The sequence below is a fragment of the Parasphingorhabdus sp. W113 genome, assembly GCF_055693205.1.
This window is the reverse complement of the sequence record NZ_CM146328.1, coordinates 2,655,280-2,677,903: the sequence shown is the minus strand read 5'-3', so window position 1 is coordinate 2,677,903 and position 22,624 is coordinate 2,655,280. Positions and strand designations below refer to the sequence as shown.

Below are 22,624 nucleotides of genomic sequence, written 5' to 3'. Positions count from 1 at the left end.
TATCTGTTTTCACTGTGGAAAAAATTGATCGCCGTTAGCCGCCTAGATCAAGCCCAGATCGGACAGTTCACCGAGCATTTCGGCGGGCATTTCTTCGGCCCCCTCAGCGCCCTGACCGAGATCAGGTGGCGTGTCCTTTTCCTCGAGATACCGCCAGCCCTGGTGGGCGCGGCGCGGAACAGTCTGAACGGCGACAAGCCGGGGTTCAAGCCGTATCCACTGCCGGCCTTCGCCGTTTTCCATGAAGCCAATAATCGGGCTTCGCCCGACAATTTTCTTGCTGTGTATCCAGTAAAGTGAACCTCCGACCATTTCGGCATGTCGTTTCGGCAAGTAACGCGTGGTCAAGCGCGCTTCCCCGAGTTCCGCATGGGATTCCAGCCAGGCACGCAAGGTCGCGGGGCTTTCACTGCGGAATGCAATTTTGGTCATGTTCAGCGGCATGACGCTTCTCTGAGCGGAGCGCCCATGGGAGTCAAGCATCGGCGCGACAGCGGTACCTATATGGCGTGATCAGCAACCTGAAACGCTCTGCCGCATTTTGATCAAGATCATAGTTGCAAATGATAATTAGTCGCAATAAGGTCTGTTCATCGAGTCTGCCATGGAGAGAAAAATATGAACATAGAATCGGGAAGTCTTGCAAAACTGGTCCCTGTCATGCCGGATCTGATGTCCCTGTCCGGCGCTGAGGCCCGTATCGTCCTGGCTTTGCGATTGGCGGTCCTGGGGCAGAAATCCTATCAGGACGTGCGCCCGGCGCTGCAGTCTCGTCTCGGCAGTGGCCGTGCGGTCAATTGTTTGCTGATCCTGATCGAGACCCTGGGTCATGCCTGGCCGGAAAAATTCGTCATCGGCCGGGCTTGTTGTCCACAGACCACGCCAGACGAAATGCTGTTCCTGACTCTGCTGCGCCAGGTGGTGCACGGCGATCGCCGTGCGTTCGACCTGCAAATTGGCGAAATGGTCGGCGATGAAGTGCGGCAGCGCGTGTATACTGACTTGAGCAATTTCGTCGCGGTCTATGGTCCGCGCGACGCCCGATGACACGGGCCTGCTGGCCCCGAACGCCAGCTTCTAGAAGCTGACCAGCCCGCTGGCCACTGCCAGGCCGAGAAAGGCAAGGAAGCCCATGGTATCGGTAATCATGGTGACGAAAACCGAAGATGCGAGCGCGGGATCCTGATCCATCCGGTCGAGCATGACCGGTACGAAAATCCCGGCAAAGCCAGCGATGACAATATTGATCAGCATGGCCACGCCGATCACGACACCGAGCATCGGATTGGCAAAGAGCAGTCCGGTGCCGATACCGACAAGCACCGCGATGGTTCCGCCATTGAGCAAGGCGATGCGGAATTCCCGGCCGATAATCCGGCGGGTGTTCGACCGGGTAAGCTCATTCATCGCAAGCGCGCGCACCGAAACCGCCATGGTCTGGGTCCCGGCATTGCCGCCAATTGAAGCCACGATCGGCATTAATATGGCCAGCGCGACCATCTGTTCGATCGCCGCGCCAAAGATCGAGATGACAAAACTTGCGACCATGGCGGTTGCCAGATTGGCGACCAGCCAGCGGACGCGGGCCTTGTAACTGTCGCGTATCGGTTCGTTAATGTCGCCTTCGCCGGCACCGGAGAGCAGCAGCACATCCTCACTGGCTTCATCTTCGACAATATGGAGAATGTCATCCACGGTGATCATCCCGATCAGCCGGCCATCTTCATTGACCACCGCCGCAGAGATCAGGTTATATTTCTGGAAGCGCAGCGCGACCTCTTCCTGGTCCATATCGACCGGAATCAGCGTCTGCTCGCGTTTCATGATATCGCCAACAGCAATGTCGCGCGGCGTCCGCAAGATCCAGCTGAGCTGACAGGTGCCAACCGGTTTGTGGGTCGGGTCGACGACATAGACTTCCCAGAATTCGGTCGTCAGGTCCTTGTGCTCGCGCAGAAAATCGATCAGCTGACCGACATTCATATGTTCCGGCACCGCGACCAGATCCCGTTGCATGATCCGGCCCGCGGATTCTTCGGGATAGGTCAGCGCGCTTTCGATGACCGCGCGATCTTCGGCATCCAGTTCGGCGAGAACGGCCTGCTGTTCGGTCTCTTCAAGATCCTCGATGATCGCGACCGCGTCGTCGGTCTCGAGCTGTTCCGTCAGATCCGCAATCTGCCCCGGTTCGAGCACCTCGATCAGATCTTCGCGAACATGCTCGTTCATTTCTGCGAGCACATCGGCGCTGACCAGATCGCCGAGCGCACCGGCCAGCGGCGCGCGTTCATCTTCGTCGATCAATTCGAACAGATCGGCAATATCGGCATTGTGCAGCGGATTGACGAGTTCCTGCGCCAGGTTCGGATCTGCGGCCTCAACCGCGTCCGACACCGACCGGACAAACTCGTCGGTCAGCCGGTTGTCTTCATCGAGGCTGGGTGGATTATGTTCGGTGTCTTCCGGGCTCGAGGAGTCAGTCATCTCGGTCATGGCGATGCTCCCCTTTTGCTTCCGACAGAGCAATAAAACACAGCCTCCTGCCTAGCTGTGGAAGCCCTGAACAGCAACTCTCTAGTGGAGGAATGTGAATCCGTACAATTTATTTTCCGGCTGGGGTGATTTTGTTAATCTTTGACCCTATATCCCGTTGCAGAAAATCAAACTTCCATTCCAATCATGATTTAAGGAATCCTCCATGGCGCATGAAAAACTGACTCTTCACCTCGAAACCGGTGATGTCGAAATCAAACTCCGTCCCGATCTGGCTCCGGGCCATGTCGCGCGGATCACCGAACTGGCATCCGAAGGTTTTTATGACGGGGTTGTCTTTCACCGCGTGATTGACGGGTTCATGGCGCAGGGCGGTGATCCGACCGGTACTGGCATGTCCGGATCGGACAAGCCCGATATTGCCGCTGAATTTTCGCAAGAGCCGCATGTCCGTGGTGTCTGCTCAATGGCGCGGACGATGGATCCGAACAGCGCCAACAGCCAGTTCTTCATCTGTCTCGATGACGCCACCTTCCTTGACGGTCAATATACCGTCTGGGGCGAAGTCACGACCGGCATGGATGCGGTCGATGCCTTGCCAAAAGGCGAGCCACCGGCACAGCCCGGTGCGATCAAGTCCGTCACGCTTGGCTAAGCGGGTTTGAACAAATTTCTATCATTTGCCGGATTGGCTGCTTGCGTTCTCACGCTCACTGCGTGCTGGCCATCAGCCGATCCGGAAAATGAAACCAGTGACACACCGGCACCCGCAGTGACACCGGATGTCGAGCCGGTCCAGGATAGCTATCTCGATCAGATGCAAGGCATCTGGGTATCGGATGACGATCCCGAGGCGGTGGTCACGATCAAGGGCAATGGATTTCTGCACAGCCTTGGCGGCCCCGATGCCAGTCCGGTTCCAATCACCTTTGTCGATAGCTGTTCCGACCAGAACCCCGATGAAACAGGCAAAGCGTTCACGCTTCAGGATGTCGAGGGCATTACCTGTTATCTGATCGACCGGGTGACCGAAGACAAGCTGGTCTATATTCTCGCATCCCGCGGCCGGATGATGCGATTTACGCGTCAGGAATAGAAATGGCGGGAGCCCACGGGTCCCGGATTATCACGTTGATCAGGCCCACAAAATTATCTTTTCTGCCTGAAAGAAGCTTATCCTAGGATTCCGGGGTGCATTTATAGTAGGCCCTTGTTCATGATCGCTGCACTGGTGCAGCAGAGCAGAAGGAGCCCCGTGCACATGACCGACAATCTCCCTGATTATACCCCGCCCAAAGTCTGGAAATGGGACAAGGCCAATGGTGGCCGTTTTGCCAATATCAACCGGCCGATTGCCGGACCGACCAAGGATGCGGAATTGCCGATCGGCAAGCACCCGTTGCAGTTGCATTCGATGGCGACGCCCAATGGCGTGAAGGTTACGATCATGCTCGAAGAGTTGCTGGCCCTTGGGCATGAAGGCGCGGAATATGATGCCTATCTGATTAATATTGGCGAAGGCGATCAGTTTGGCAGCGGCTTTGTCGACATCAATCCCAATTCCAAGATCCCGGCCTTGCTCGATCGCAGCACCAATCCGCCAACCCGGCTGTTCGAGTCCGGATCCATCCTGCATTATCTCGCCGAAAAATTTGGTGCGTTCCTGCCAACTGACCCGGCCAAGCGGGCGGAAACGATGAACTGGCTGTTCTGGCAAATGGGCAGCGCGCCCTATCTTGGCGGTGGCTTCGGGCATTTCTACGCTTATGCGCCGGTGAAGATCGAATATTGTATCGACCGCTTTGCGATGGAAGTGAAGCGCCAACTCGACGTGCTCGATCGCCATCTTGCCGACAATGAATATATGGCCGGTGACGAGTATACCATTGCCGATATGGCGATCTGGCCGTGGTATGGCGCACTGGTCAAGAATATCGTCTACGAAGCGGCGGAGTTTCTCGACACCGCGTCCTACAAGCATATGAACCGCTGGACCGACATGATCGGCGAGCGCGAAGCGGTGCAGCGCGGCAAGATGGTCAACCGCGCCTGGGGACCACCCGAAGGTCAGCTGCACGAGCGCCATGATGCGAGCGATTTTGAATTGCGCACCCAGGACAAGATCGCGCCCGCCGAAGCTGCCGATGCGGCTGAATAAACCGCGCATCGCGCCGCTCGCCGATGCGGACATGGATGACGAGCAAAAGGCCATGCTGGGCGAACGGTTCCAGCAAGGACCGGTGCTCAATATCTTCCGCACGCTGGCCAAGGCACCCAAGGCGTTCAAGGCCTTTATGTGGTGGGGCGGCTATATGCTATCTCGCCACAACAGCCTGGCACCGCGCGAGCGGGAGATGGTTATTCTGCGCACCGGCTATAACTGGAAATCCGGTTATGAATGGGCGCAGCACGAACGGATCGGCAAGGATTGCGGGCTGACCGATGCCGAGATCGAACGGATCAAGGCGGGACCGGATGCCGATGGATGGACGGCTATCGAAGCGGCCTTGTTGCGCGCAACCGATGAACTGACCGCCGATTCCTTCGTATCGGATGCGACCTGGCAGGCGCTTGCTGAACTGACCGAGAAACAGCGCATGGACCTGGTGATGACCGTCGGCCAATATACCCAGGTGTCGATGATGCTGAACAGTTTTGGCGTGCAGCTTGATGAGGATTTGACGCTGGACCCGGACCTCAGGGCCTAAGCCGCACAGTTATGCAGGAATATCGCCGAACGGGACGATCTTGTTCTCCACATCATGGCCGATATCAGCGCGCCCGAGATAGGCGATACCGGCGCGATCACAGCATCGCTGCATGATTTCCTCGACTTCTTCACCAAAGGGGCGGTTGTTCTCGGGCACGTCGCTGACCCGGCCCAGGCGCATCCCCGCCAGCCGCGATCCGGCGAGATGGCTCGTGACGTTGAACAGCGCGCGGTCAAAGGCATAGAGATATTCGGCAATTTCCTCGACCATAACCAGATGTCTGTCGAGATCCGGTAGCAACGGCGTGCCGACCATCATCGCGAGCGTCATCAGGTTGAAAGCCGCTGTTTTCTGGTCTCCGGTCACATGGGTTTCGAGCGCCGAGCGATCACGATGGACCAGCCAGTCCAGCGCCCTTCTGACCGCCAGATCCCCATTGTCGCGGCGGATATCGACCGGCATTGGTCCGTGGGCCTGAAAGCCGATGCCGGCCTTGTACAAGGCGCCGAGCAGATTGCCGCCGTCGCTATAGCCGAGATAGTGTTTGGTCTTGGCGGCCGGTTCGAGCTGAGCGAGAATTTCGTCGGCGATCCGCGCGGCGCCATAGCCACCGCGCGCAAACCAGACGGCATCCAGCGTCGGATCATTGGCCATCGCAAGAAAGGCGGTTGTGCGCAGGTCATCCTTGCCGGCGAAATGTCCGGCAATCGCGAAGCACTGGTCATGAAAAACCAGCTCGGCTTCCGGATGGCTCGCGCTGGCAAGCGCCGTGACTTTTTCCATGTCCTCGGTGTAAAGCGGGGTTGAGGGTGCACAAATCCCGATCCTGATCCGCTTCATGTAATTTTTCCCCTGATGCGATTGCCAAAAGCTTTGCGACGCAATAGCGGGGGATGATGACCAAAGACAAATCCTATTATTTTTGCGGTATCGGTGGCTCTGGCATGATGCCTCTGGCGATGATTGTCCGCGAAGGCGGCGCAGCAGTAGCCGGCTCTGACCGGGCACTGGATCAGGGGCGTCTCGCGGCCAAGTTCGAATGGCTGCAGGCGAAAGGCATCGGGTTGTTTCCCCAGGACGGCAGCGGACTGGTAACCGGTGACCAGATCCTGATCGCGTCGGCCGCGATTGAAGACAGTGTCCCGGATGTCGCCCAGGCCAATGCGCTGGGTTGTACCCGAATGACCCGGGCGGAATTGCTCGCTGAACAGTTTAACGCTGCGCCGCGCAGCATCGCGATCGGCGGAACCAGCGGCAAGTCGACGGTCACCGGGATGATTGGCTGGATCCTGACCCAGGCCGGCCTTGATCCGACGATCATGAACGGTGCGGTGATGAAAGATTTCGTCGCCGATGACGCCCCTTTTGCCAGCTCCCGGGTGGGCGATGGTGGTGTGATGGTCAGCGAAGTCGACGAAAGCGACGGATCTATTGCGCTTTTCCATCCCGAAGTGGCGGTGCTCAACAATATCAGTCTCGATCACAAGAGCCTCGAAGAATTGCGTCAGCTGTTCGGCGATTTCGCCCAGAAGGCCCAGCGTATCGTGTGGAATGCGGACGATGACGAAAGCGTCGCCTTGATGGCAGCCCGGCCGATCGAGCGCGGTATCAGCTTCGGTTTCTCTGCGCAGGCCGATTTGTGTGCGATCGATGTCGACGAGGCGCCATTGGGCAGCCGATTCACGCTGGAGACCGACGACGAGACATTTGCTGCCAGCTTAAAAGTGCCGGGACGCCATAATATCGCCAATGGACTGGCGGCAATTGCCGCAGCAGCCGCTGTGGGCGTGTCGGTTGCGGATAGCGTTGCGGCGTTGGCGACATTCACCGGGCTGGCGCGGCGGTTTGATATTGTCGGTCAAGCCAATGGGATCAGCGTCATCGATGATTTCGGGCATAATCCCGACAAGATCTCGGCGACACTCAAGACAATGAAAGCGTTTCCCGGGCGGATTATTGCCTTTTTCCAACCGCATGGTTTTGGTCCGATCCGCAAAATGGGGGCCGAGCTTGCTGAGGTATTCGTCGATCTGCTCGATGCGGATGACCATGTTGTGCTCTGTGACCCGGTCTATTTCGGGGGAACCGTAGACCGTTCGATCGGCAGCGAGGCAATTACCGATGCTGTGGTGGCCGCCGGTGGCGCGGCTAAACATATATCAGAGCGGACCGATTGCGGTGACTATATCGTGTCGCTGGCCAAGTCGGGTGACCGGATCGTGATCATGGGCGCGCGCGACGATACATTGAGCCTGTTTGCCCGCGACATTCTCACCCGGCTGGGCTGATCGGGTTTCCAGGACCATTGTTTTCTGGGGCTAGCCGGTTTGCGGATAGCCCCAGAAACCATTGAGCGCAGTTCAGTTCACACTGTTCCAGTGCCATTGTTCGCGCGTGTTCAGGGACTGACCGGATCATCGTCATCATCGTCGTCATTGTTCACGATCGTGAGGGTTACAAAAGCGATAGCGATGGCACCGGCCAATACCGCAATCAGCGTATCGGAACCGCCGCCGAGATTATTGACATCTTCCGCGCCGGCAGAAACGCGTTCCGCCTTGGCGGTGACTGCCGGGGCTACTGGCTGGGACTGTGCCGAGGCGATTGTCGGCATTGCGGCAATCGAAAAAGCTGATAGCAAAGTAAGAGTTTTGAAACGCATGAAAATTCTCCAATAATTCCAATGAAGAACCCGCACCTCCCCAAAAGGCTTTGATGGTTTCTTCATCAGTTCATTAGTGACAAGGGTTTGTCAGTCATGCGTGACGAACAGTTTATTGTATCAGGCTAATAATGACTTGTCACCGAAGCCTGACGGTAATTTCCAATCAGCTGGTCGCTTAAAGCCCTGCTTTGACAACCCAATCGTGGAAAATCCGGACCGCTCGATTCTTCTTGTCGCGTTTGCGACAGACAAACCAATAGGAATAGGGGCTGTCGATATCATAATTGAACAGACGGGCGAGGCGCGGATCATTGGCATCCGAAAAATGGCCGCCATGCATGATCGCGATGCCAAGCCCTTGTGCCGCCGCTTCCAGGATCAACGGCCCGCTGTTCATGTGATCAATGCTCGCCGGCTGCAGATCGGGCAGACCCACCGCTTCCTTCCACTGGTCAAAGGCGCGCGCCATATCCGAATGGATCAGGATGTTATGATCTTTGAGATCGGATGGTTCCTTGATCGCGTTTGGGCCATTGACCAGCTGCGTGGATGCAATCGCATAGACCTTGTTGCTGTCGAGCTTCACCGAATAGAGATTGGGATCGACGTGATCGGTGATGATAATCGCCGCGTCGATAACGTCGCCGAGCATGTTTTCGGCGTGGGTTGACGTATCCACATCAATATGGAGCTTGGGATAGAGCTGACGGAGCTCCGGTAGCCGCGGCATGAGCCGGGTGGCGCCAAACAACGGCAGCACGCCCAAGCGCAGACGCAGGTCGCCGCCGGTCTCGGTCATCTGATCAACCGCTTCACCGATGGTTTCGATTGCTGGCGCCACCGCCTCCAGTAACAAGGTGCCATCGTCGTTCAGAATCATCGACTGGTTGCGCCGTTCGAACAAGGGCTTGCCGACATGGTCCTCGAGCGATTTTATTCGGCGACTCAGCGCTGGCGGAGACAATGCCAGTTCAGCCGCCGCGGCTTTCGAAGAGCCCAGTTTGGCCACTCGAATAAAAGCTTCCAGAGCGCGGAGGGGAGGAAGGCGTCGCATGGTACAAGCTATATCGGGACTATTCCTGTATTGTGCAACGCAAAACTTTAGCAAAAAAGTATAGATTGGCCAAATACGGACCTTATGAGAATTGATAAGATGCAAATTATGCAACTAACAATGTCTATTTCGCACTTGCAACATAATGGGTTTTGCCCCAATTAAGACGGGCCTTTCAGGCATCCTCTCCTAAAAACTTTTACAGGCTGGTCCCTCGGGATCAGCCTTTTTTTGGCCGATTTCCAGCGCGCAAGCGGTGATATGTGCGTGGTCTCCGATTGCCGCCCGAAATATGGAGTCGCATAATCGTCGACTGCTCCCTATCTTGTTGAAAAGACAAGAGCAGCAGGAGTCCTCCCATGTCTGATGATGCCAAATCCGATCCCGAATCCTCCGAATCGGATGACTCGTTCCTAAAATTGCAAGTGGCCAATGCCCGCCCCGAGGATAGCGGTCGCGGACTGGCGCGCCTGTCGCGCGACAATCTCGCGAAACTGGGACTGGTCGAAGGGGATATTGTCGAAATCTGCGGGAAAGAGGCAACTCCGGCGCGGGCCGTTTTGCCTTATCCCGAGGATGAAGGCCTGGATTTTGTGCGACTTGACGGTTTGCAGCGTGCCAATGCCGGGGTCGGATCCGGTGATTTTGTCGAAATTCGGAAAATCGAGTCGAAACCGGCCAAGAAAGTCGTGTTTGCACCGGCGCAAAAGGATCTCCGCCTGCATGGTAATGGCAATGGACTGAAGCGGAGCTTCATGGGGCGTCCGCTCAATGCTGGCGACTTTGTCGCGACCCACGGGCAACAGCAGGTCGACCGCAGCGACATGCCGCCACAATTGCGCCAAATGCTGGCTGCTCCGGCTTTTTCCTTGCAACAGATCCGCCTGGTTGTGGTGTCGACAATGCCAAAGGGCGTCGTCCATATTGACGAGAATACCGAAGTCGACTTGCGCCCGGAATATGAAGAATCAACCGAGCATCGCCGTGCGGATGTCACTTATGATGATATTGGCGGCATGCACGAAACCATTGATCAGCTGCGCGAGATGGTGGAACTGCCATTGCGCTATCCGCAACTGTTCACCCGGCTCGGCGTCGATCCCCCACGCGGCGTGTTGCTCCACGGCCCGCCCGGTACCGGCAAAACCCGCCTCGCAAGGGCGGTTGCCAATGAAAGCGATGCCGAGTTTTTCCTGATCAACGGGCCTGAAATCATGGGTTCCGCTTATGGCGAGTCGGAGAAAAAGCTGCGTGAGATCTTTGAAGCGGCCACCAAGGCGGCGCCGTCGATCCTGTTTATCGATGAAATTGATTCGATCGCGCCGAAGCGTGGGCAGGTGCAGGGCGAAACCGAGAAACGGCTGGTTGCCCAGCTGCTCACGTTGATGGACGGGCTGGAGTCGCGGCTCAATCTGGTCGTGATTGCCGCAACCAACCGGCCGGAAGCGATTGATGAAGCGTTGCGCCGGCCGGGCCGCTTTGATCGCGAGATCATTGTTGGGGTGCCTGATATGCGCGGCCGGAAAGAAATATTGGGTATCCACACCCGCGGCATGCCGCTGGAATCCGCCGTGGATCTCGGTGAGCTGGCGCGCACGACCTATGGTTTCGTGGGGGCCGATCTCGCCGCGCTGACACGCGAAGCAGCGATTGAAGCGGTGCGGCGGATCATGCCAAAACTGGACCTGGAAAAAGAGACCGTCCCGCCCGAGGTGCTCGATGAACTGTTCGTCCGCCGGGATGATTTTGTCGAGGCGCTGAAACGCGTCCAGCCATCAGCCATGCGCGAAGTGATGGTCCAGGCTCCCGATGTGCGCTGGGAAGATATAGGCGGCCTTGATGATGCCCAGATGCGCTTGAAAGAAGGCATTGAGTTGCCGATGAAAAATCCCGAAGCCTTTACCCGTCTGGGGATCCGGCCAGCCAAGGGCTTCTTGCTTTATGGGCCGCCCGGCACCGGCAAGACATTGCTGGCCAAAGCGGTTGCGCGGGAAGCAGAGGCGAATTTCATCGCCACCAAGTCCAGCGATCTGCTGTCCAAATGGTATGGCGAGAGCGAACAGCAGATTGCGCGGCTTTTTGCCCGCGCACGCCAAGTGGCACCGACAATCCTGTTTATCGACGAGATTGACAGCCTGGTGCCGGCCCGTGGGCGGGGCATGGGTGAACCACAGGCGACGGAACGGGTGGTCAATACCATTTTAGCTGAAATGGATGGTCTGGAAGAAATGCAGTCGGTCATTCTGATCGGGGCAACCAATCGCCCCGGTCTTGTCGATCCGGCATTGCTGCGACCGGGACGCTTTGATGAGCTGGTTTATGTGCCGGTTCCGGAGAAAGCCGGCCGGCGCCGGATATTGGCGATTCACACCGCCAAAATGCCGATTGGCAAAGATGTTGATCTGGATGAAATCGCCGAGCGGGCAGAGCGTTATTCTGGCGCTGATCTCGAGGATCTGGTGCGTCGTGCCGGTCTTTATGCGCTGCGCGAACATGGCGGTCTGGTCGAAACGGTTTCGATGAAACATTTCGAATTGGCACTCAAAGCCAGTCGCGCGTCCGTGACTCCGGAAATGGTCGAGGAATATTCGAAGATGGAAGCCGAGCTGAAGCAAAATGCGATGCGCGCGGAGCCGATCGGATTTGTGGCTCCCGGCATGTTGACGCCGGTGCACGACAGCAAACATGAAAGCTAGCGTTGTTCGAGCTGGTCTTCGTCCAGTTGCAGGGTCCTGTAGCCCCAGCCGAATATGAACAGGCACATGGTCACCGCAATCCAGAACGGGAGCGCGCTGACATAAGTGTAGAGCAGAACCCCCAGGGCGGGTGATGCGATGAACGCCATGCCGTTGACCGAAGCGACAATGCCGGCGACGCCATTTTGTTCCGACCTTTTGACGGCGAGCGACGCGCCTGCCGTAAAGCCGGGACGGAACAGTCCAAAGCCGAGCGAAGCAATTGCGAAGCCCAGAATGATGCCGTAAAGCTCGTCCGCCATTCCAATGACGAGACAGCCGATGGCGGCGAGCAACATGCCCCACAGCACCGACGAGCGCGGCCCCATCTGGAGCAGCGGGATCAGGCCCCATTGTGCGAGCAGCGTGGCGGCCGCCCCGGACATTAGCACGATTCCGGTCATCTCGATCGCGGTTTTCGGATCCTCGCGCAATCCGAGCCGGTCAAGCACCAGAAACCCGATCACGCCCAGAATGACCGCATGGGCATTGCCGCCCATGATGCCGGTAACGAGCCACGGCTTGATCCGGGAATCGCCCCAGCGCAAGCGCGGGGGCAGGTTTTGTTCTTCGGCCCCGTCCAAGGCATCGGCATTGGCGCTGTCGTCATCGGAGCTATCATCTTGTTTCAGACTGTTCGCGGAAGGCGCCGAGCTATAAGGCTCCGACGTCACCACCCCGCGCGCGGCGAATCCGGGATCGTCATTGGGCAGCTTGAGCGCCAGCGCAATCATCACCGCAATGCCGATCAGGGCAAAGGCGAACATCGGGCTGGAGAGGCCGAAAAAGGGCAGGATCAGCAAGGGTGCAATCGCCGGGCCGACAATGGTGCCCAAGCCGAAGGATGACGAGATGAGCGACAGCGCCTTGGTTCGATCCTGGCGTTCTGTCCGGGCAGCGACATAGGCCTGCACCGCAGGCGGCGCGGCCGATCCCAGCAATCCGTACAGGCTTCGGAAAATCGCAAACAGCACGAAGGTCCAGATCGCGCTGTACCAGCCCGACAAGCCGAAAAAAGCGCGAGGCCAGCCAGCGCCATGGACGAGGTAAAGCCGATCATGCCTAGTCGCATCAGGGCCTTGCGGCCGCGATGATCGGACAGCCGGGCCCATTTGGGCGCCGTATAGACCCACAAAAGCGCCGACCAGCTGAATGCGGCGCTGACCCAGAAATCCGGAATTTTGAGCTGGGTGCCAATCGTTGGCAGGATCGATTGCATGGCGGTGTTGCCCGATGCCGTGACCAGCATGACAGCAAACAGAACCGCCATCCGGCTATTGTCGAGCGGTTTTTTGGGGGCGGTCTTTAGCGGGGGCGCTGCCTCGGAGACAGAAGGAGAATCGGCCATGGACAACCCTATGGCATGCTATCGGCATCAGTCCCAGATTTTTCCCAACCATAGCGCCGGTCGATTGTCGCGACATGCAGGCTGTAGCTTTGGTACCAGATATCGCGCCCGCGATCCCGGATCGCCACGTGGTCGGGATGATCGCGCCAAGCCTTGGCTGCTGCCTCATCTTGCCAGTAGCTGACCGTAATACCGAGACCGTCCGGAGAACGGCTATGATCCTGGCCAAGATATCCCGGTTGGCTTGCGGCCAACGTGCTCATCTCCGATGCCGCGGCATCATAGCCGCTATTGTCAAGCGCCGTGCGTTGCGCACAAAAGATCACCGCGATCGAACCTTGAGGATGGAGCAGCATGCCGTCTTTTTAAACTTATGCCCGCCCCGGGCAAGCGCGAAGATGTTTGAAGTTTATACTGCATTGTTTTAGTAAGACAGTACGTCGACCCCAGGAGGACCTCCCTTTGACCAGCACCTTAGCAAAAGCCCGGCTCTGGGACCGAATCAGATCGCGGGCCGCACGAACCTTTGGTGCCTGGGGCGTGTTTTTCAAAGGATTTCTGAAACATCCGGTGATGGTCGGATCGATCATTCCATCGTCCGGGGTTACCATCAAAAAAATGCTCGCGCCGGTCGATTGGCAAAATTGCGATGTTTTTGTTGAATATGGGCCGGGTGTAGGGACTTTCTGTCGGCCGGTTCTCGAACAGATGAAGCCCGATGGGGTACTGATTGTCATTGACCTCAATCCCGATTTTATCGCCTATCTCAGCAAGACCATCCGCGACAGCCGCTTTTTCCCGATTCACGGGTCTGCCGACAATGTTCAGCAAATCCTTGCCGAACTCGGCCATGACAAGGCGGACTATATTCTGTCCGGTTTGCCATTTTCGACGCTGCCCAATCAACTCGGTCCCAAAATTGCAGCAGAAACACACGCTGCGCTCCGACCCGGCGGCGGGTTTCTGGTTTATCAATTTGTTAAACGCGCGCGGGATTTCATGGCCCCGCATTTTGATCGAATCGACCATGGCTATTCGGTCTGGAACATATTGCCCTGTCACCTGTTCTGGGGCTGGAAGAAGAAATAGACCTTCAGGACGGCACGGATATGCGTTGCCGTTGGTCGAAACCCGTCGTCATTTGGTCGAAGACCACCAACAAGGCTTGCATCGTAGCAACCCAAACCGATACTAGTTTCAAATGACATTATTTGAGAGGAAACAACCCATGCCCCGCTTGACCCGTACCCTCGCGATTGCTCTCGCCACAAGCGCACTGACGCTGACATCCCCTGCTTATGCTGACAATCACGCCAGCGCCAAACCAGCGCCGGTGAGCAAGCTGGTTGATGCGGTGAATATCCCCTATGAAGAATTCACCCTCGACAACGGGTTGAAAGTCCTGGTGCATACCGATCGCAAGGCGCCGATCGTCGCGGTCTCGATCTGGTATGGCGTAGGATCCAAGCATGAGCCCAAGGGTAAGACCGGCTATGCCCATCTGTTCGAGCATATCATGTTCAACGGCTCCGAAAATGCCCCGGGCGACTATTTCGAACCGCTGCGGCAAATTGGCGCGACCGATCTTAACGGCACGACCTGGCTCGACCGGACCAACTATTTTCAGACGGTTCCAAAATCCGCGCTGGAAGTGGCGCTGTTTCTGGAAAGCGATCGCATGGGCCATTTGCTCGGTGCGGTGACCCAGGAAAAGCTCGACAATCAGATCGGGGTTGTTTCCAACGAGAAACGGCAAGGCGATAACCAACCCTATGGCCTGGTCAGCTATCGCCAGACCGAACTGCTCTTCCCGGAAGAGGGCCATCCCTATGGCCATAGTACGATCGGTTCGCTCGAAGATCTCGAAGCCGCGTCGCTCGATGACATGAAACAATGGTTCATCGATCATTACGGCCCGAACAATGCCATATTGGTTCTGGCTGGCGATCTCGACGCGGCTTCTGCCAAGCCGCTGGTCCAGAAATGGTTCGGTGCCATCCCCCGCGGGAAACCGATCCCGGAGCTCAACCCGGAACTGCCAACCCTGGATGCGCCGGTTTATGAGGTGATGAAAGACAAGGTCGCAACCACGCGGATCTACCGCAACTGGATTGTGCCTGGTCTGAATGATCCGGAATATACGCCATTAGACGTAGGCATGACGGTTCTCGGCGGTCTCGCCAGTTCGCGGCTCGACAATATCATGGTCCGCGAAGAAAAGAACGCCGTGGCCGTTTCCGCTTATGTCATCCCGTTCGTACATGGCAGCCTGGTCAATATCCAAGCGGACGTGAAGCCGGGTGAAGATGCCGATATGGTCGCCAAGCGGCTCGACGAGATTGTCGCCGATTTCATCCAGAATGGCCCGACCGAAGATGAAGTTCAACGCGTCGCAACACGCAACGCTGCCGCCCGCATCGCTGGTCTGGAACAGGTCGGCGGATTTAACGGCAAGGCGACTGCACTGGCGCAGGGCGAACTCTATTCGGACGATCCGCAATATTACAAACGGCAGCTTGAACGGCTGGCCTCGACAACCCCGGCATCGGTCACCTCGGCAATGCAGAAATGGCTGACCCGGCCGGTGGTGGGCATTCGCGTCGTTCCCGGTGAGCGCGAAGCTTATCAGGAAGTCGAGGCCGGTGCCGGCGCGCGGACCGGGACGCTGACCGCCCCGGCATTTTACACTCAGGATGGGGAGACCGGGACCGTCACCGCGCCGGACCGGTCGCAATTGCCGGAAGTGGGCGAGGTGCCCAATGTTGATTTTCCGGATGTCGAGACGGCAACCCTGTCCAACGGTATCACCGTGCATTTCGCTCGCCGCGATGCCGTGCCGATGACCCGGGTCACGATGTCCTTTGATGCCGGATCCTCGGCGGATCCAGCCGACAAGGTGGGCTTGCATAATTTTGTCACCGCAATGCTTGAAGAAGGCACAACCAGTCTGACTTCGGTACAGATTGCGGAGCAACAGGAGCGGCTCGGTGCCAATGTCAGCGTCGGCGGCGGTCGTGACCGCACCATGGTGAGCCTCAGCGCGGTGAACCCCAATCTCGATGCGTCGCTCGACTTGATGGCTGACATCGTCAAAAATCCGGCCTTCAAGACTGATGATATCGAGCGTATCCGAGTGCAGCAGCTGACCGCGATTGACCGCGAAGAGAGCAATCCGCGCAGCATTGCCACCAACGCCCTGCCGCCATTGCTCTTTGGTGACCAGCATCCTTATGGCCGCGGGCTGTCAGGCAATGGCAACAAGGCTTCGGTCCAGGCGATCACTCGCAATGATCTGACCGGATTTCACAATGGCTGGATGCGACCGGAAAATGCGACCATTTTTGCAGTCGGTCAAATTGATCGCGCCGCGTTGGTCGAGAAGCTGGAAATGCGTTTCGGTAACTGGACAGTATCTGGAGCAGCCGCGCCGGCCAAGAATTTTGATGCCGCTATCCCGGACGGCGAAGGCAAGATTGTCGTCATCCATCGCGCGAATTCACCGCAGTCGATGATCCTTGCCGGACAGGTTCTGCCGGTGAAAGGAACCGACGATCTGCTCAAGCTGAATGCCGCCAACGAGATTCTGGGTGGCAATTTCCTGTCCCGGATCAATATGGATCTGCGGGAAACCAAAGGCTGGAGCTATGGCACGCGTAACACGGTGCTGCGCGGCGAACATGATGTGCCTTATATCATGCGGGCACCGGTTCAGACCAACCAGACCGGTCCCGCTGTGGCCGCGATCATGGGTCAGGTGAAGGACTTCCTCGGCGACAATGGCGTTACACCGGCGGAACTGGAGCGGACGGTCAACGGCAATGTCCGGCAATTGCCCGGCCAGTTTGAACAGTCCAACCGGGTTCTCGGACAGATGCAAAATGACCAGATGTTCAAGCGCCCGTTCAACTATGCCGAAACCGTCGCAGAACGCTATCAGGCGCTGACCGCAGAGGAGCTCAACACCGCGATGGCGGACGCGATTGATCCGGATAAATTCACTTGGGTGATCGTGGGCGATGCCGACAAGATCAAGACCCAGCTGGAAGCATTGGATATGCCGATCGAATATCGCGGCTATGAAGCTGGTGACACTGCTGTTAGTAATGCGGCAAGTTCAGATGATTCGGCTGTCGGTGCAGACTGACAGCTTTATTACGACTTGCATGAAAAGGAGAAAATTATGTCGATAGATGGTTCATATGATTGCGTAACAAAATCCCCGATGGGCGATCAGGCTTCGGTTGTAACGATTGTCACCAATGGCGATACGTTCACCGGCACCAACGAAGGCGCCATGGGCTCCATGGAACTGGAAGATGGCAAGATTGACGGCAATGAGCTCACCTGGGTGATGAACATGACTGTCCCGATGCCAATGAAGCTCGAAGGCAAGGCAACAGTTGTAGACGGCGTTCTCACCGGTTCGGTCAATGCCGGTGCTTTTGGTGAAATGGCGATGTCTGGCACCAAGAAATAGGCTTTACCGTAAGCCATAAAAAAGGCCGCTACCCGAAAGGGTTAGCGGCCTTTTTTTGATCTTGTGAAAGCGGTTACTGAACAACCACGCTGACCGCGCGGCGGTTCTGCGCCCAGGCGGCTTCATTGGAACCCAGCGCCTCGGGGCGTTCCTTGCCATAGCTGACCGTGGTCATGCGGCCAGGGCTGACGCCGAGAGACGCGAGATAATTTTTCGCAGCATTGGCGCGGCGCTCGCCGAGCGCGAGGTTATAGTCACGGGTACCGCGTTCGTCGGCATGGCCTTCGATTGTGATCCGGGCATTGGGATGCTGCGCCAACCATTGCGCCTGGCTTTGCAGGACAACCTGATCCTGCGAATCCACATTGAAACGGTCGGTATCAAACAGGATGCGGTCTGACATCGTATTGGCCAGAAAATCGCCTTGTGAACCGGGCGCATAGCCAGGGCCAGCTGGCGGCGTGGGTGTTGGCTCGGAGGTGCCAACCGGTGCGGGTGGCAGTTCTTCCGGTGCTTTCTTTGCGCAGCCGGCAACAACCAGACTGGTGGTGATAAGGAGGGGGATCGCATATTTTTTTAACATTTCATTGCTCCTATTCTAAGTGCCCTTGGCGGCAGTTATAACCTGTTTTCAGTCACTTGTCTCACTTTACTTGTAAGCCTTTGGAAGATCAGGGCAGCAGTGGACCCCATGCCGGATCCGATCCGTCAACCGGCGTTGGCAGCTGTCGTTCATTACGTCCGGTCAGGTCTACCTGCCAGATCCCGGTCTTGCCGCTGCCACGGCTGGTGCGGAAAAACTGGATAACCCGGCCGTTGGGCGCCCAGGTCGGCGCTTCATCCTGCCAGCTATTGGTCAACAGGCGCTGGCCGCCGCCACTGGGTGTCATCACGCCGACCCGGAAATTGCCGGCAATTTTGGTAAAGGCGATCAAATCGCCGCGCGGGCTCCACTCGGGCGTGGCAAAGCGGCCACCGCCGAAGCTGATCCGCCGTTCATTGCCGCCATTGGCGCCCATGACATAGAGTTGCTGGCTGCCCGAGCGATCGCTTTCGAACACGATCCGGCTGCCGTCGGGGGAAAAGCTGCCACCAATATCAATGCCCGGTGAAAATGTCAGACGCTGGGGCTGTCCCCCTTGTGCCGAGACCTTGTAAATGTCGGTATTACCGGCAATTGCCATCGAATAGAGGATCCACTCGCCGTCGGGGGACCATCGCGGTGCAAATGTCGGATTGGTGCTCTGGGTGATCAGCTTTTGCCGACCGGTGCCGATTTCATAGACATAGATGCGCGGGTTGCCATCCAGAAAGCTGAGATAAACGATCCGTTTGTAATCGGGAGAGAAGCGCGGGGTGAGGGCGGTCGCCTGGCCATTGGTGATGAACCGGTGATTGGCCCCGTCGCTATCCATGATCGCCAGCCGCTTGCGCCGGTTATCCTTCGGTCCGGTTTCCGCAATATAGGCAATCCGGCTATCAAAAAACGGCGATTCTCCGCTCAGTCGGGAATAGATGGCGTCGGCACATTTATGCGCAGCACGCCGCCAATCCCGCGGGGCCACGACAAACCCTTTGCGGGTGAGCTCGCTCTCCAGAGCAACATCATAGAGATAGCAGCCGACGGTAATATTGCCGTCCCCATTTGTACGGACAAAACCCTGAATCAGCGCGGAGGCGTTGGTGCTGCTCCAATAGGGAAATTGCGGTGCAGCGACTTCGCTGAAGCTGATTCCGCGCACCTCGTTGCGGCCCTTCGGATCGAATAGTCCGCTGGAGCGCAGATCGCTGGCGATGACATCGCTGATCTTGTCACCGAGCTCGGCAGTGCTGCCAGCAGGGGTGTCCGCATTTTGTGGCGTTGGCAGACCAGGCACGGCGACAATCAGTTCATCTTCGCCGACTCCGTCAACATCAACGGTCAGCTGCGCCTGTGCGGGCAGTGCAAGGCTGAAGCCCAGGGCTAGGCCCATGATCCAGGATTTCAGGCGATTGGGGGCGGTGGTTGCTAACATGGTCGGTCTCCTAGATACCGAGATGGAGGACGGGTTCAATAACCTTCCACTCATCGTAAAATTTTTCGGGGAAAGTGGTGTAGGGCGCCGCCAGCTTTACCGCGGCGATGGCGCGTTCCTTGTGAATTCCGGCCTGCGAGCGGTTGCTGGCATTGATCCCGGTGGTTGTTGCGGTCGGTGTGCCGATGATGTTGCCGGCGCGGTCCAGCCGGGCGGTGACCTTGGTGCGCAGCAGTTCGGCATCGGCGCCGCTTGGCGGCCGCCACTTGCGTTTGACCTGACGATAAAGTTCACGCTGCAGCGAAGCGACCGCGCTCGCCGACGCTTTTTCAGCGGAAATATTCTGGTTGCGGCTGGTCGAGGACTGGTCGGTGACGCCTTTGAGGAAATCCTTGCCGAGACGGGATCCTTTTGCCCTGGGCTTGGGCGTGTCTTTAGGCTTCGCTCTGGGCTTTGGTTTTTCTTTCGCGGCTGGTTTGGGTTTCGGATCCGACCTGGCTGCGGGTTTTTCGCGTGGCGGCGTGGGCGTGATGTCGGGTGCCGGGGTTAGCTCCATCGCGTCGGGCTGCGACAGGTCTTCGGGATCGGGATCACCGAGCTCGGGCGCGACGCTTGTGGCCGGGGGCAGGAGGGCAGGGTTGGGAGAAGCGCTTTCCAGACCGATCTCATCGGCGATCATCACCTCCATCGGTTTTGGGCGATAGGCTTCATCCGGTGTCGCAATCAGGCTGAAGGACAGCACTGCAAACAGGGCAAGATGTCCCGCCGCTGCAACGCCTAAGCCAATTTTTTCAGCTCTTTCCATATCAGCCTGCAATATCTAATTTGATTCAGATGAACCTGTTGTGACCAGCGACACCCGGTTCAAGCCCGCCCGATTGAGCTCGCCCATCACCCGCATGATCAATCCATAGGTCAATTTTGTATCGCCACGTAGCATGATTTGTCTTGGATTTTCAGGGTTTTGATTGGCAGCAATGTCCCGCAGCTGCATCGCCAGGCCATTCTGGCTGACTTCTTCGTCATCCAGATAAATCCGGCCTTCCTGATCAATTGAAATCTGGACCGGATCCTGGTCCTGCTCCAGCGCATTGGCGCGGCTTTCGGGTAGATCCACGGGGACGCCTGCGACGAGCAAAGGCGCGGTGACCATGAAGATGATCAGCAAGACCAGCATCACGTCGACAAAGGGGGTCACGTTGATTTCGGATATCGGGGCGCGGCCGCGACGGCGGCGTCCGTTGCCAGGGGCCGGAGACATGCCCACCGCCTAGCTCCCGATTTCCAGTTCGCGGCTCAGTGTCGCATGAAAGCCGTCGGCAAAGCGCTCCATGCGCGCTTCCAGCTTGTTTAGCCGGTGGGAGAAGCGGTTATAGGCAATAACCGCCGGAATCGCGGCAAATAGGCCAATTGCGGTAGCAAAAAGCGCTTCCGCAATTCCTGGCGCAACGACCGCCAAGGAGCTGTTCTGCTCAGCGGCAATGGCGGCAAAACTGCGCATGATGCCCCAGACGGTGCCGAACAGGCCGACAAATGGTGCAACGCTGCCGACGGTTGCGAGGAAATTCAGGCGATCGGACATCTTGTCGACTTCATGAGCAATAGTGGTGTTCATCGCCGTCGCCAGGCGTTGCCGCGTGCCCTCACGGTCAATCGGCCCTTTCGCGGTGGATCGCCGCCACTCGCGCATGCCCGCGTTCAGCACTTTCGCCATTGGCAGCGTCGATTTGCGGTGATCCTCGAAAAACTGGTCCGCATTGTCGGCCTTTGAAAAGGCTCTTTCAAACTGATCGGATTTTTTGCTCGTTTTGCCGATTTTGAGCGCGAAGCTGACGATGATCGTCCACGTCCACACGCTTGCCAGCAACAAACCGATCATCACCAGCTTGACGACAATATCGGCATCGAGAAACAGTTCAACCGGCGAAAAACTGCCGGATACGGCATCGAGGGAAAGGCTGTCTAGCAAGGGTTTGTCCTCTTGTTATTCTGTGTCACTGCGCTCGCTGTCTTCCATGACCGCAGCAAAAGCCTTTGTCCATGCTTCCGGTTGCCGACGGGGACGGCCTGCGGGCGTAAGAAAGGCGGCCTGAACATGGGCTGACGCAATTTTCTGGGCACCCCGCATGATGAGCTGCTCGATATTCACGCTCGCCTTGCGCAACTGGCTGACATGACTGATCACCAGCAGATCATCCTGAAATTTGGCAGGGGCAACATATTTAATCTGCAGGTCCACCACCGCATAGGCGCCTTCAGCCGCTTCAAAGGCCGCACGCTGATCCATGCCAAGCGCATGCAGCATATCGGAGCGGGCGCGTTCCATAAATCTCAGATAATTGGCATGGTAGACAATACCGGAGAAATCCGTGTCCTCATAATAAACCCGGCAGGCAAAATAGTGACGATGGTCGCGAAATTGTCCTTCATGCGGCCGTATGTCGGACGGAAGATTGCTGATGGCATCCATTTCGGTGACATTAGTCACCTGTTTTCAAAGGGGAAAGCGCTATTCTTTCCACTGGGCGTAAATTTGAGTCTTTTGAGCGGCTGCCCCCGCTTTCTGTTTCGGTCCGCTCAAGCCTGCGCTTTCCTACAGGCCTCGAGAACGCTAAGGTTGCAGCGGTTCTTTCTCAGCGTTGAAAATCGATTTTGTCACCAATAAATTCTGAACGAGAGGGTGTGAATTGTGTGAACTTTGACGGGTTGTCCTGAAGTAAGGCACCGTAAGCGCGCTCACCCTCAGCCTGTTGGTAGGCGGATTCAAATGGGGCGCTAGCGCGCGCAGCCAATGCACAGCGCGGCAGCCGGATCAATCTCCAAGCGTCGATAGGCAATGGGTTCCCCGCATTCCGCGCACCAGCCATATTCCTCTTCCGCGATACGCTGCAGGGCAACTTCTATTCGGGCGAGGTCGGTGGCCCGGCGACGCGCTTCGGCTTGTGCCATTTCCTGCTGTTGCATGGCGTCCATACGGGACAACCGGCCGACGCTTTGCTGGTCCAGCTCAACCGTATCGCGCCACGTCGCCCCATCGGCATCGAGCGCTTTGAGCTCTGCCTGCCGGTTTATCAGCAAGGCGTTTAGCCTTTCGATTTCAGCGGCAGAGAGATCATCCGCCAAAGC

General features: G+C 57.4%; 24 protein-coding genes. 10 read left to right on the top strand and 14 right to left on the bottom strand.

Translation table 11 applies throughout. The features are described from left to right. Positions 1 to 42: 42 nt before the first annotated feature. Entirely contained in the window at positions 43 to 444 is a 402-nt protein-coding gene (locus ACZ1GS_RS12920) for a DUF1489 family protein (protein ID WP_472695588.1), read from the bottom strand. Positions 445 to 618: 174 nt separating this feature from the next. Between ACZ1GS_RS12920 and ACZ1GS_RS12915 the strand changes: the two genes are divergently transcribed. Next, positions 619 to 1,047: a hypothetical protein gene (locus ACZ1GS_RS12915; RefSeq protein ID WP_472695587.1), complete on the top strand. Its 429-nt coding sequence runs from the start codon at positions 619 to 621 to the stop codon at positions 1,045 to 1,047. A 30-nt stretch (positions 1,048 to 1,077) separates the two neighbouring features. On the opposite strand, the gene mgtE is transcribed toward ACZ1GS_RS12915, so the two are convergent. After that, positions 1,078 to 2,493 (bottom strand): magnesium transporter, encoded by a 1,416-nt coding sequence (gene mgtE / locus ACZ1GS_RS12910; protein ID WP_472695586.1) that lies wholly within the window; start codon positions 2,491 to 2,493, stop codon positions 1,078 to 1,080. A 205-nt stretch (positions 2,494 to 2,698) separates the two neighbouring features. On the opposite strand from mgtE, the gene ACZ1GS_RS12905 reads away from it, so the two are divergent. The 4 genes from ACZ1GS_RS12905 to ACZ1GS_RS12890 all read left to right on the top strand — a co-directional run bounded on the left by ACZ1GS_RS12905 (position 2,699) and on the right by ACZ1GS_RS12890 (position 5,201). Next, positions 2,699 to 3,148 (top strand): peptidylprolyl isomerase, encoded by a 450-nt coding sequence (locus ACZ1GS_RS12905; RefSeq protein WP_472695585.1) that lies wholly within the window; start codon positions 2,699 to 2,701, stop codon positions 3,146 to 3,148. A 6-nt stretch (positions 3,149 to 3,154) separates the two neighbouring features. Next, positions 3,155 to 3,589, top strand: coding sequence for a hypothetical protein (locus ACZ1GS_RS12900; RefSeq protein ID WP_472695584.1), 435 nt, complete (start codon positions 3,155 to 3,157; stop codon positions 3,587 to 3,589). A 165-nt stretch (positions 3,590 to 3,754) separates the two neighbouring features. Further along, on the top strand, positions 3,755 to 4,651 hold the full coding sequence (gene yghU / locus ACZ1GS_RS12895; RefSeq protein WP_472695583.1) for a glutathione-dependent disulfide-bond oxidoreductase: 897 nt from the start codon (positions 3,755 to 3,757) through the stop codon (positions 4,649 to 4,651). After that, complete coding sequence (locus ACZ1GS_RS12890; RefSeq protein WP_472695582.1) at positions 4,638 to 5,201, top strand: carboxymuconolactone decarboxylase family protein; 564 nt, start codon at positions 4,638 to 4,640, stop codon at positions 5,199 to 5,201. The genes yghU and ACZ1GS_RS12890 overlap by 14 nt, the downstream gene beginning before the upstream one ends. Before the next feature lie 9 nt (positions 5,202 to 5,210). Here the strand turns inward: ACZ1GS_RS12890 and ACZ1GS_RS12885 are convergent, their stop codons facing one another. Further along, positions 5,211 to 6,044, bottom strand: coding sequence for an LD-carboxypeptidase (locus tag ACZ1GS_RS12885; protein ID WP_472695581.1), 834 nt, complete (start codon positions 6,042 to 6,044; stop codon positions 5,211 to 5,213). Positions 6,045 to 6,100: 56 nt separating this feature from the next. Here ACZ1GS_RS12885 and ACZ1GS_RS12880 point away from each other — a divergent pair, with 56 nt between their 5' ends. Then, positions 6,101 to 7,492 carry a glutamate ligase domain-containing protein gene (locus ACZ1GS_RS12880; protein WP_472698137.1) on the top strand — a complete coding sequence of 464 codons (1,392 nt, stop codon included), beginning with the start codon at positions 6,101 to 6,103 and terminating at the stop codon, positions 7,490 to 7,492. Between the two features lie 110 nt (positions 7,493 to 7,602). On the opposite strand, the gene ACZ1GS_RS12875 is transcribed toward ACZ1GS_RS12880, so the two are convergent. Together ACZ1GS_RS12875 and ACZ1GS_RS12870 are read right to left on the bottom strand one after the other, a co-directional pair. After that, complete coding sequence (locus tag ACZ1GS_RS12875) at positions 7,603 to 7,866, bottom strand: hypothetical protein (RefSeq protein ID WP_472695580.1); 264 nt, start codon at positions 7,864 to 7,866, stop codon at positions 7,603 to 7,605. A 178-nt stretch (positions 7,867 to 8,044) separates the two neighbouring features. Further along, a complete protein-coding gene (locus tag ACZ1GS_RS12870) occupies positions 8,045 to 8,923 on the bottom strand; it encodes a LysR substrate-binding domain-containing protein (RefSeq protein WP_472695579.1) in 879 nt (292 codons plus the stop codon). 359 nt (positions 8,924 to 9,282) lie between these two features. Here ACZ1GS_RS12870 and ACZ1GS_RS12865 point away from each other — a divergent pair, with 359 nt between their 5' ends. Continuing rightward, entirely contained in the window at positions 9,283 to 11,619 is a 2,337-nt protein-coding gene (locus tag ACZ1GS_RS12865; RefSeq protein ID WP_472695578.1) for a CDC48 family AAA ATPase, read from the top strand. Here ACZ1GS_RS12865 and ACZ1GS_RS12860 read toward each other — a convergent pair. Further along, positions 11,616 to 12,770 (bottom strand): MFS transporter, encoded by a 1,155-nt coding sequence (locus tag ACZ1GS_RS12860; protein WP_472695577.1) that lies wholly within the window; start codon positions 12,768 to 12,770, stop codon positions 11,616 to 11,618. The two genes, ACZ1GS_RS12865 and ACZ1GS_RS12860, sit on opposite strands and share 4 nt — an antisense overlap. 244 nt (positions 12,771 to 13,014) lie before the next feature. Then, on the bottom strand, positions 13,015 to 13,362 hold the full coding sequence (locus ACZ1GS_RS12855) for an antibiotic biosynthesis monooxygenase family protein (RefSeq protein ID WP_472695576.1): 348 nt from the start codon (positions 13,360 to 13,362) through the stop codon (positions 13,015 to 13,017). Between the two features lie 106 nt (positions 13,363 to 13,468). On the opposite strand from ACZ1GS_RS12855, the gene ACZ1GS_RS12850 reads away from it, so the two are divergent. From ACZ1GS_RS12850 to ACZ1GS_RS12840, 3 genes are all read left to right on the top strand, one after another. Further along, the gene (locus ACZ1GS_RS12850; RefSeq protein ID WP_472695575.1) at positions 13,469 to 14,095 is read left to right on the top strand and encodes a class I SAM-dependent methyltransferase; all 627 of its coding nucleotides are present in this window, start codon (positions 13,469 to 13,471) and stop codon (positions 14,093 to 14,095) included. Positions 14,096 to 14,234: 139 nt separating this feature from the next. Further along, on the top strand, positions 14,235 to 17,150 hold the full coding sequence (locus ACZ1GS_RS12845) for a M16 family metallopeptidase (protein ID WP_472695574.1): 2,916 nt from the start codon (positions 14,235 to 14,237) through the stop codon (positions 17,148 to 17,150). A gap of 36 nt (positions 17,151 to 17,186) precedes the next feature. Further along, positions 17,187 to 17,483 (top strand): hypothetical protein, encoded by a 297-nt coding sequence (locus ACZ1GS_RS12840; protein WP_472695573.1) that lies wholly within the window; start codon positions 17,187 to 17,189, stop codon positions 17,481 to 17,483. A gap of 73 nt (positions 17,484 to 17,556) precedes the next feature. On the opposite strand, the gene pal is transcribed toward ACZ1GS_RS12840, so the two are convergent. The 7 genes from pal to ACZ1GS_RS12805 form a co-directional block, all read right to left on the bottom strand. Continuing rightward, complete coding sequence (pal, locus tag ACZ1GS_RS12835) at positions 17,557 to 18,066, bottom strand: peptidoglycan-associated lipoprotein Pal (protein ID WP_472695572.1); 510 nt, start codon at positions 18,064 to 18,066, stop codon at positions 17,557 to 17,559. Between the two features lie 88 nt (positions 18,067 to 18,154). After that, positions 18,155 to 19,498 (bottom strand): Tol-Pal system beta propeller repeat protein TolB, encoded by a 1,344-nt coding sequence (tolB, locus tag ACZ1GS_RS12830; protein ID WP_472695571.1) that lies wholly within the window; start codon positions 19,496 to 19,498, stop codon positions 18,155 to 18,157. A 10-nt stretch (positions 19,499 to 19,508) separates the two neighbouring features. Further along, a complete protein-coding gene (locus ACZ1GS_RS12825) occupies positions 19,509 to 20,303 on the bottom strand; it encodes a cell envelope biogenesis protein TolA (RefSeq protein WP_472695570.1) in 795 nt (264 codons plus the stop codon). 15 nt (positions 20,304 to 20,318) lie between these two features. After that, entirely contained in the window at positions 20,319 to 20,765 is a 447-nt protein-coding gene (gene tolR / locus ACZ1GS_RS12820) for a protein TolR (protein ID WP_472695569.1), read from the bottom strand. A gap of 3 nt (positions 20,766 to 20,768) precedes the next feature. Next, complete coding sequence (tolQ, locus tag ACZ1GS_RS12815) at positions 20,769 to 21,467, bottom strand: protein TolQ (RefSeq protein ID WP_472695568.1); 699 nt, start codon at positions 21,465 to 21,467, stop codon at positions 20,769 to 20,771. Positions 21,468 to 21,482: 15 nt separating this feature from the next. After that, positions 21,483 to 21,986, bottom strand: a complete 504-nt coding sequence (locus ACZ1GS_RS12810; RefSeq protein WP_472695567.1) for a YbgC/FadM family acyl-CoA thioesterase — start codon at positions 21,984 to 21,986, stop codon at positions 21,483 to 21,485. A gap of 287 nt (positions 21,987 to 22,273) precedes the next feature. Further along, on the bottom strand, positions 22,274 to 22,621 hold the full coding sequence (locus tag ACZ1GS_RS12805; RefSeq protein WP_472695566.1) for a TraR/DksA family transcriptional regulator: 348 nt from the start codon (positions 22,619 to 22,621) through the stop codon (positions 22,274 to 22,276). Positions 22,622 to 22,624: the final 3 nt, after the last annotated feature.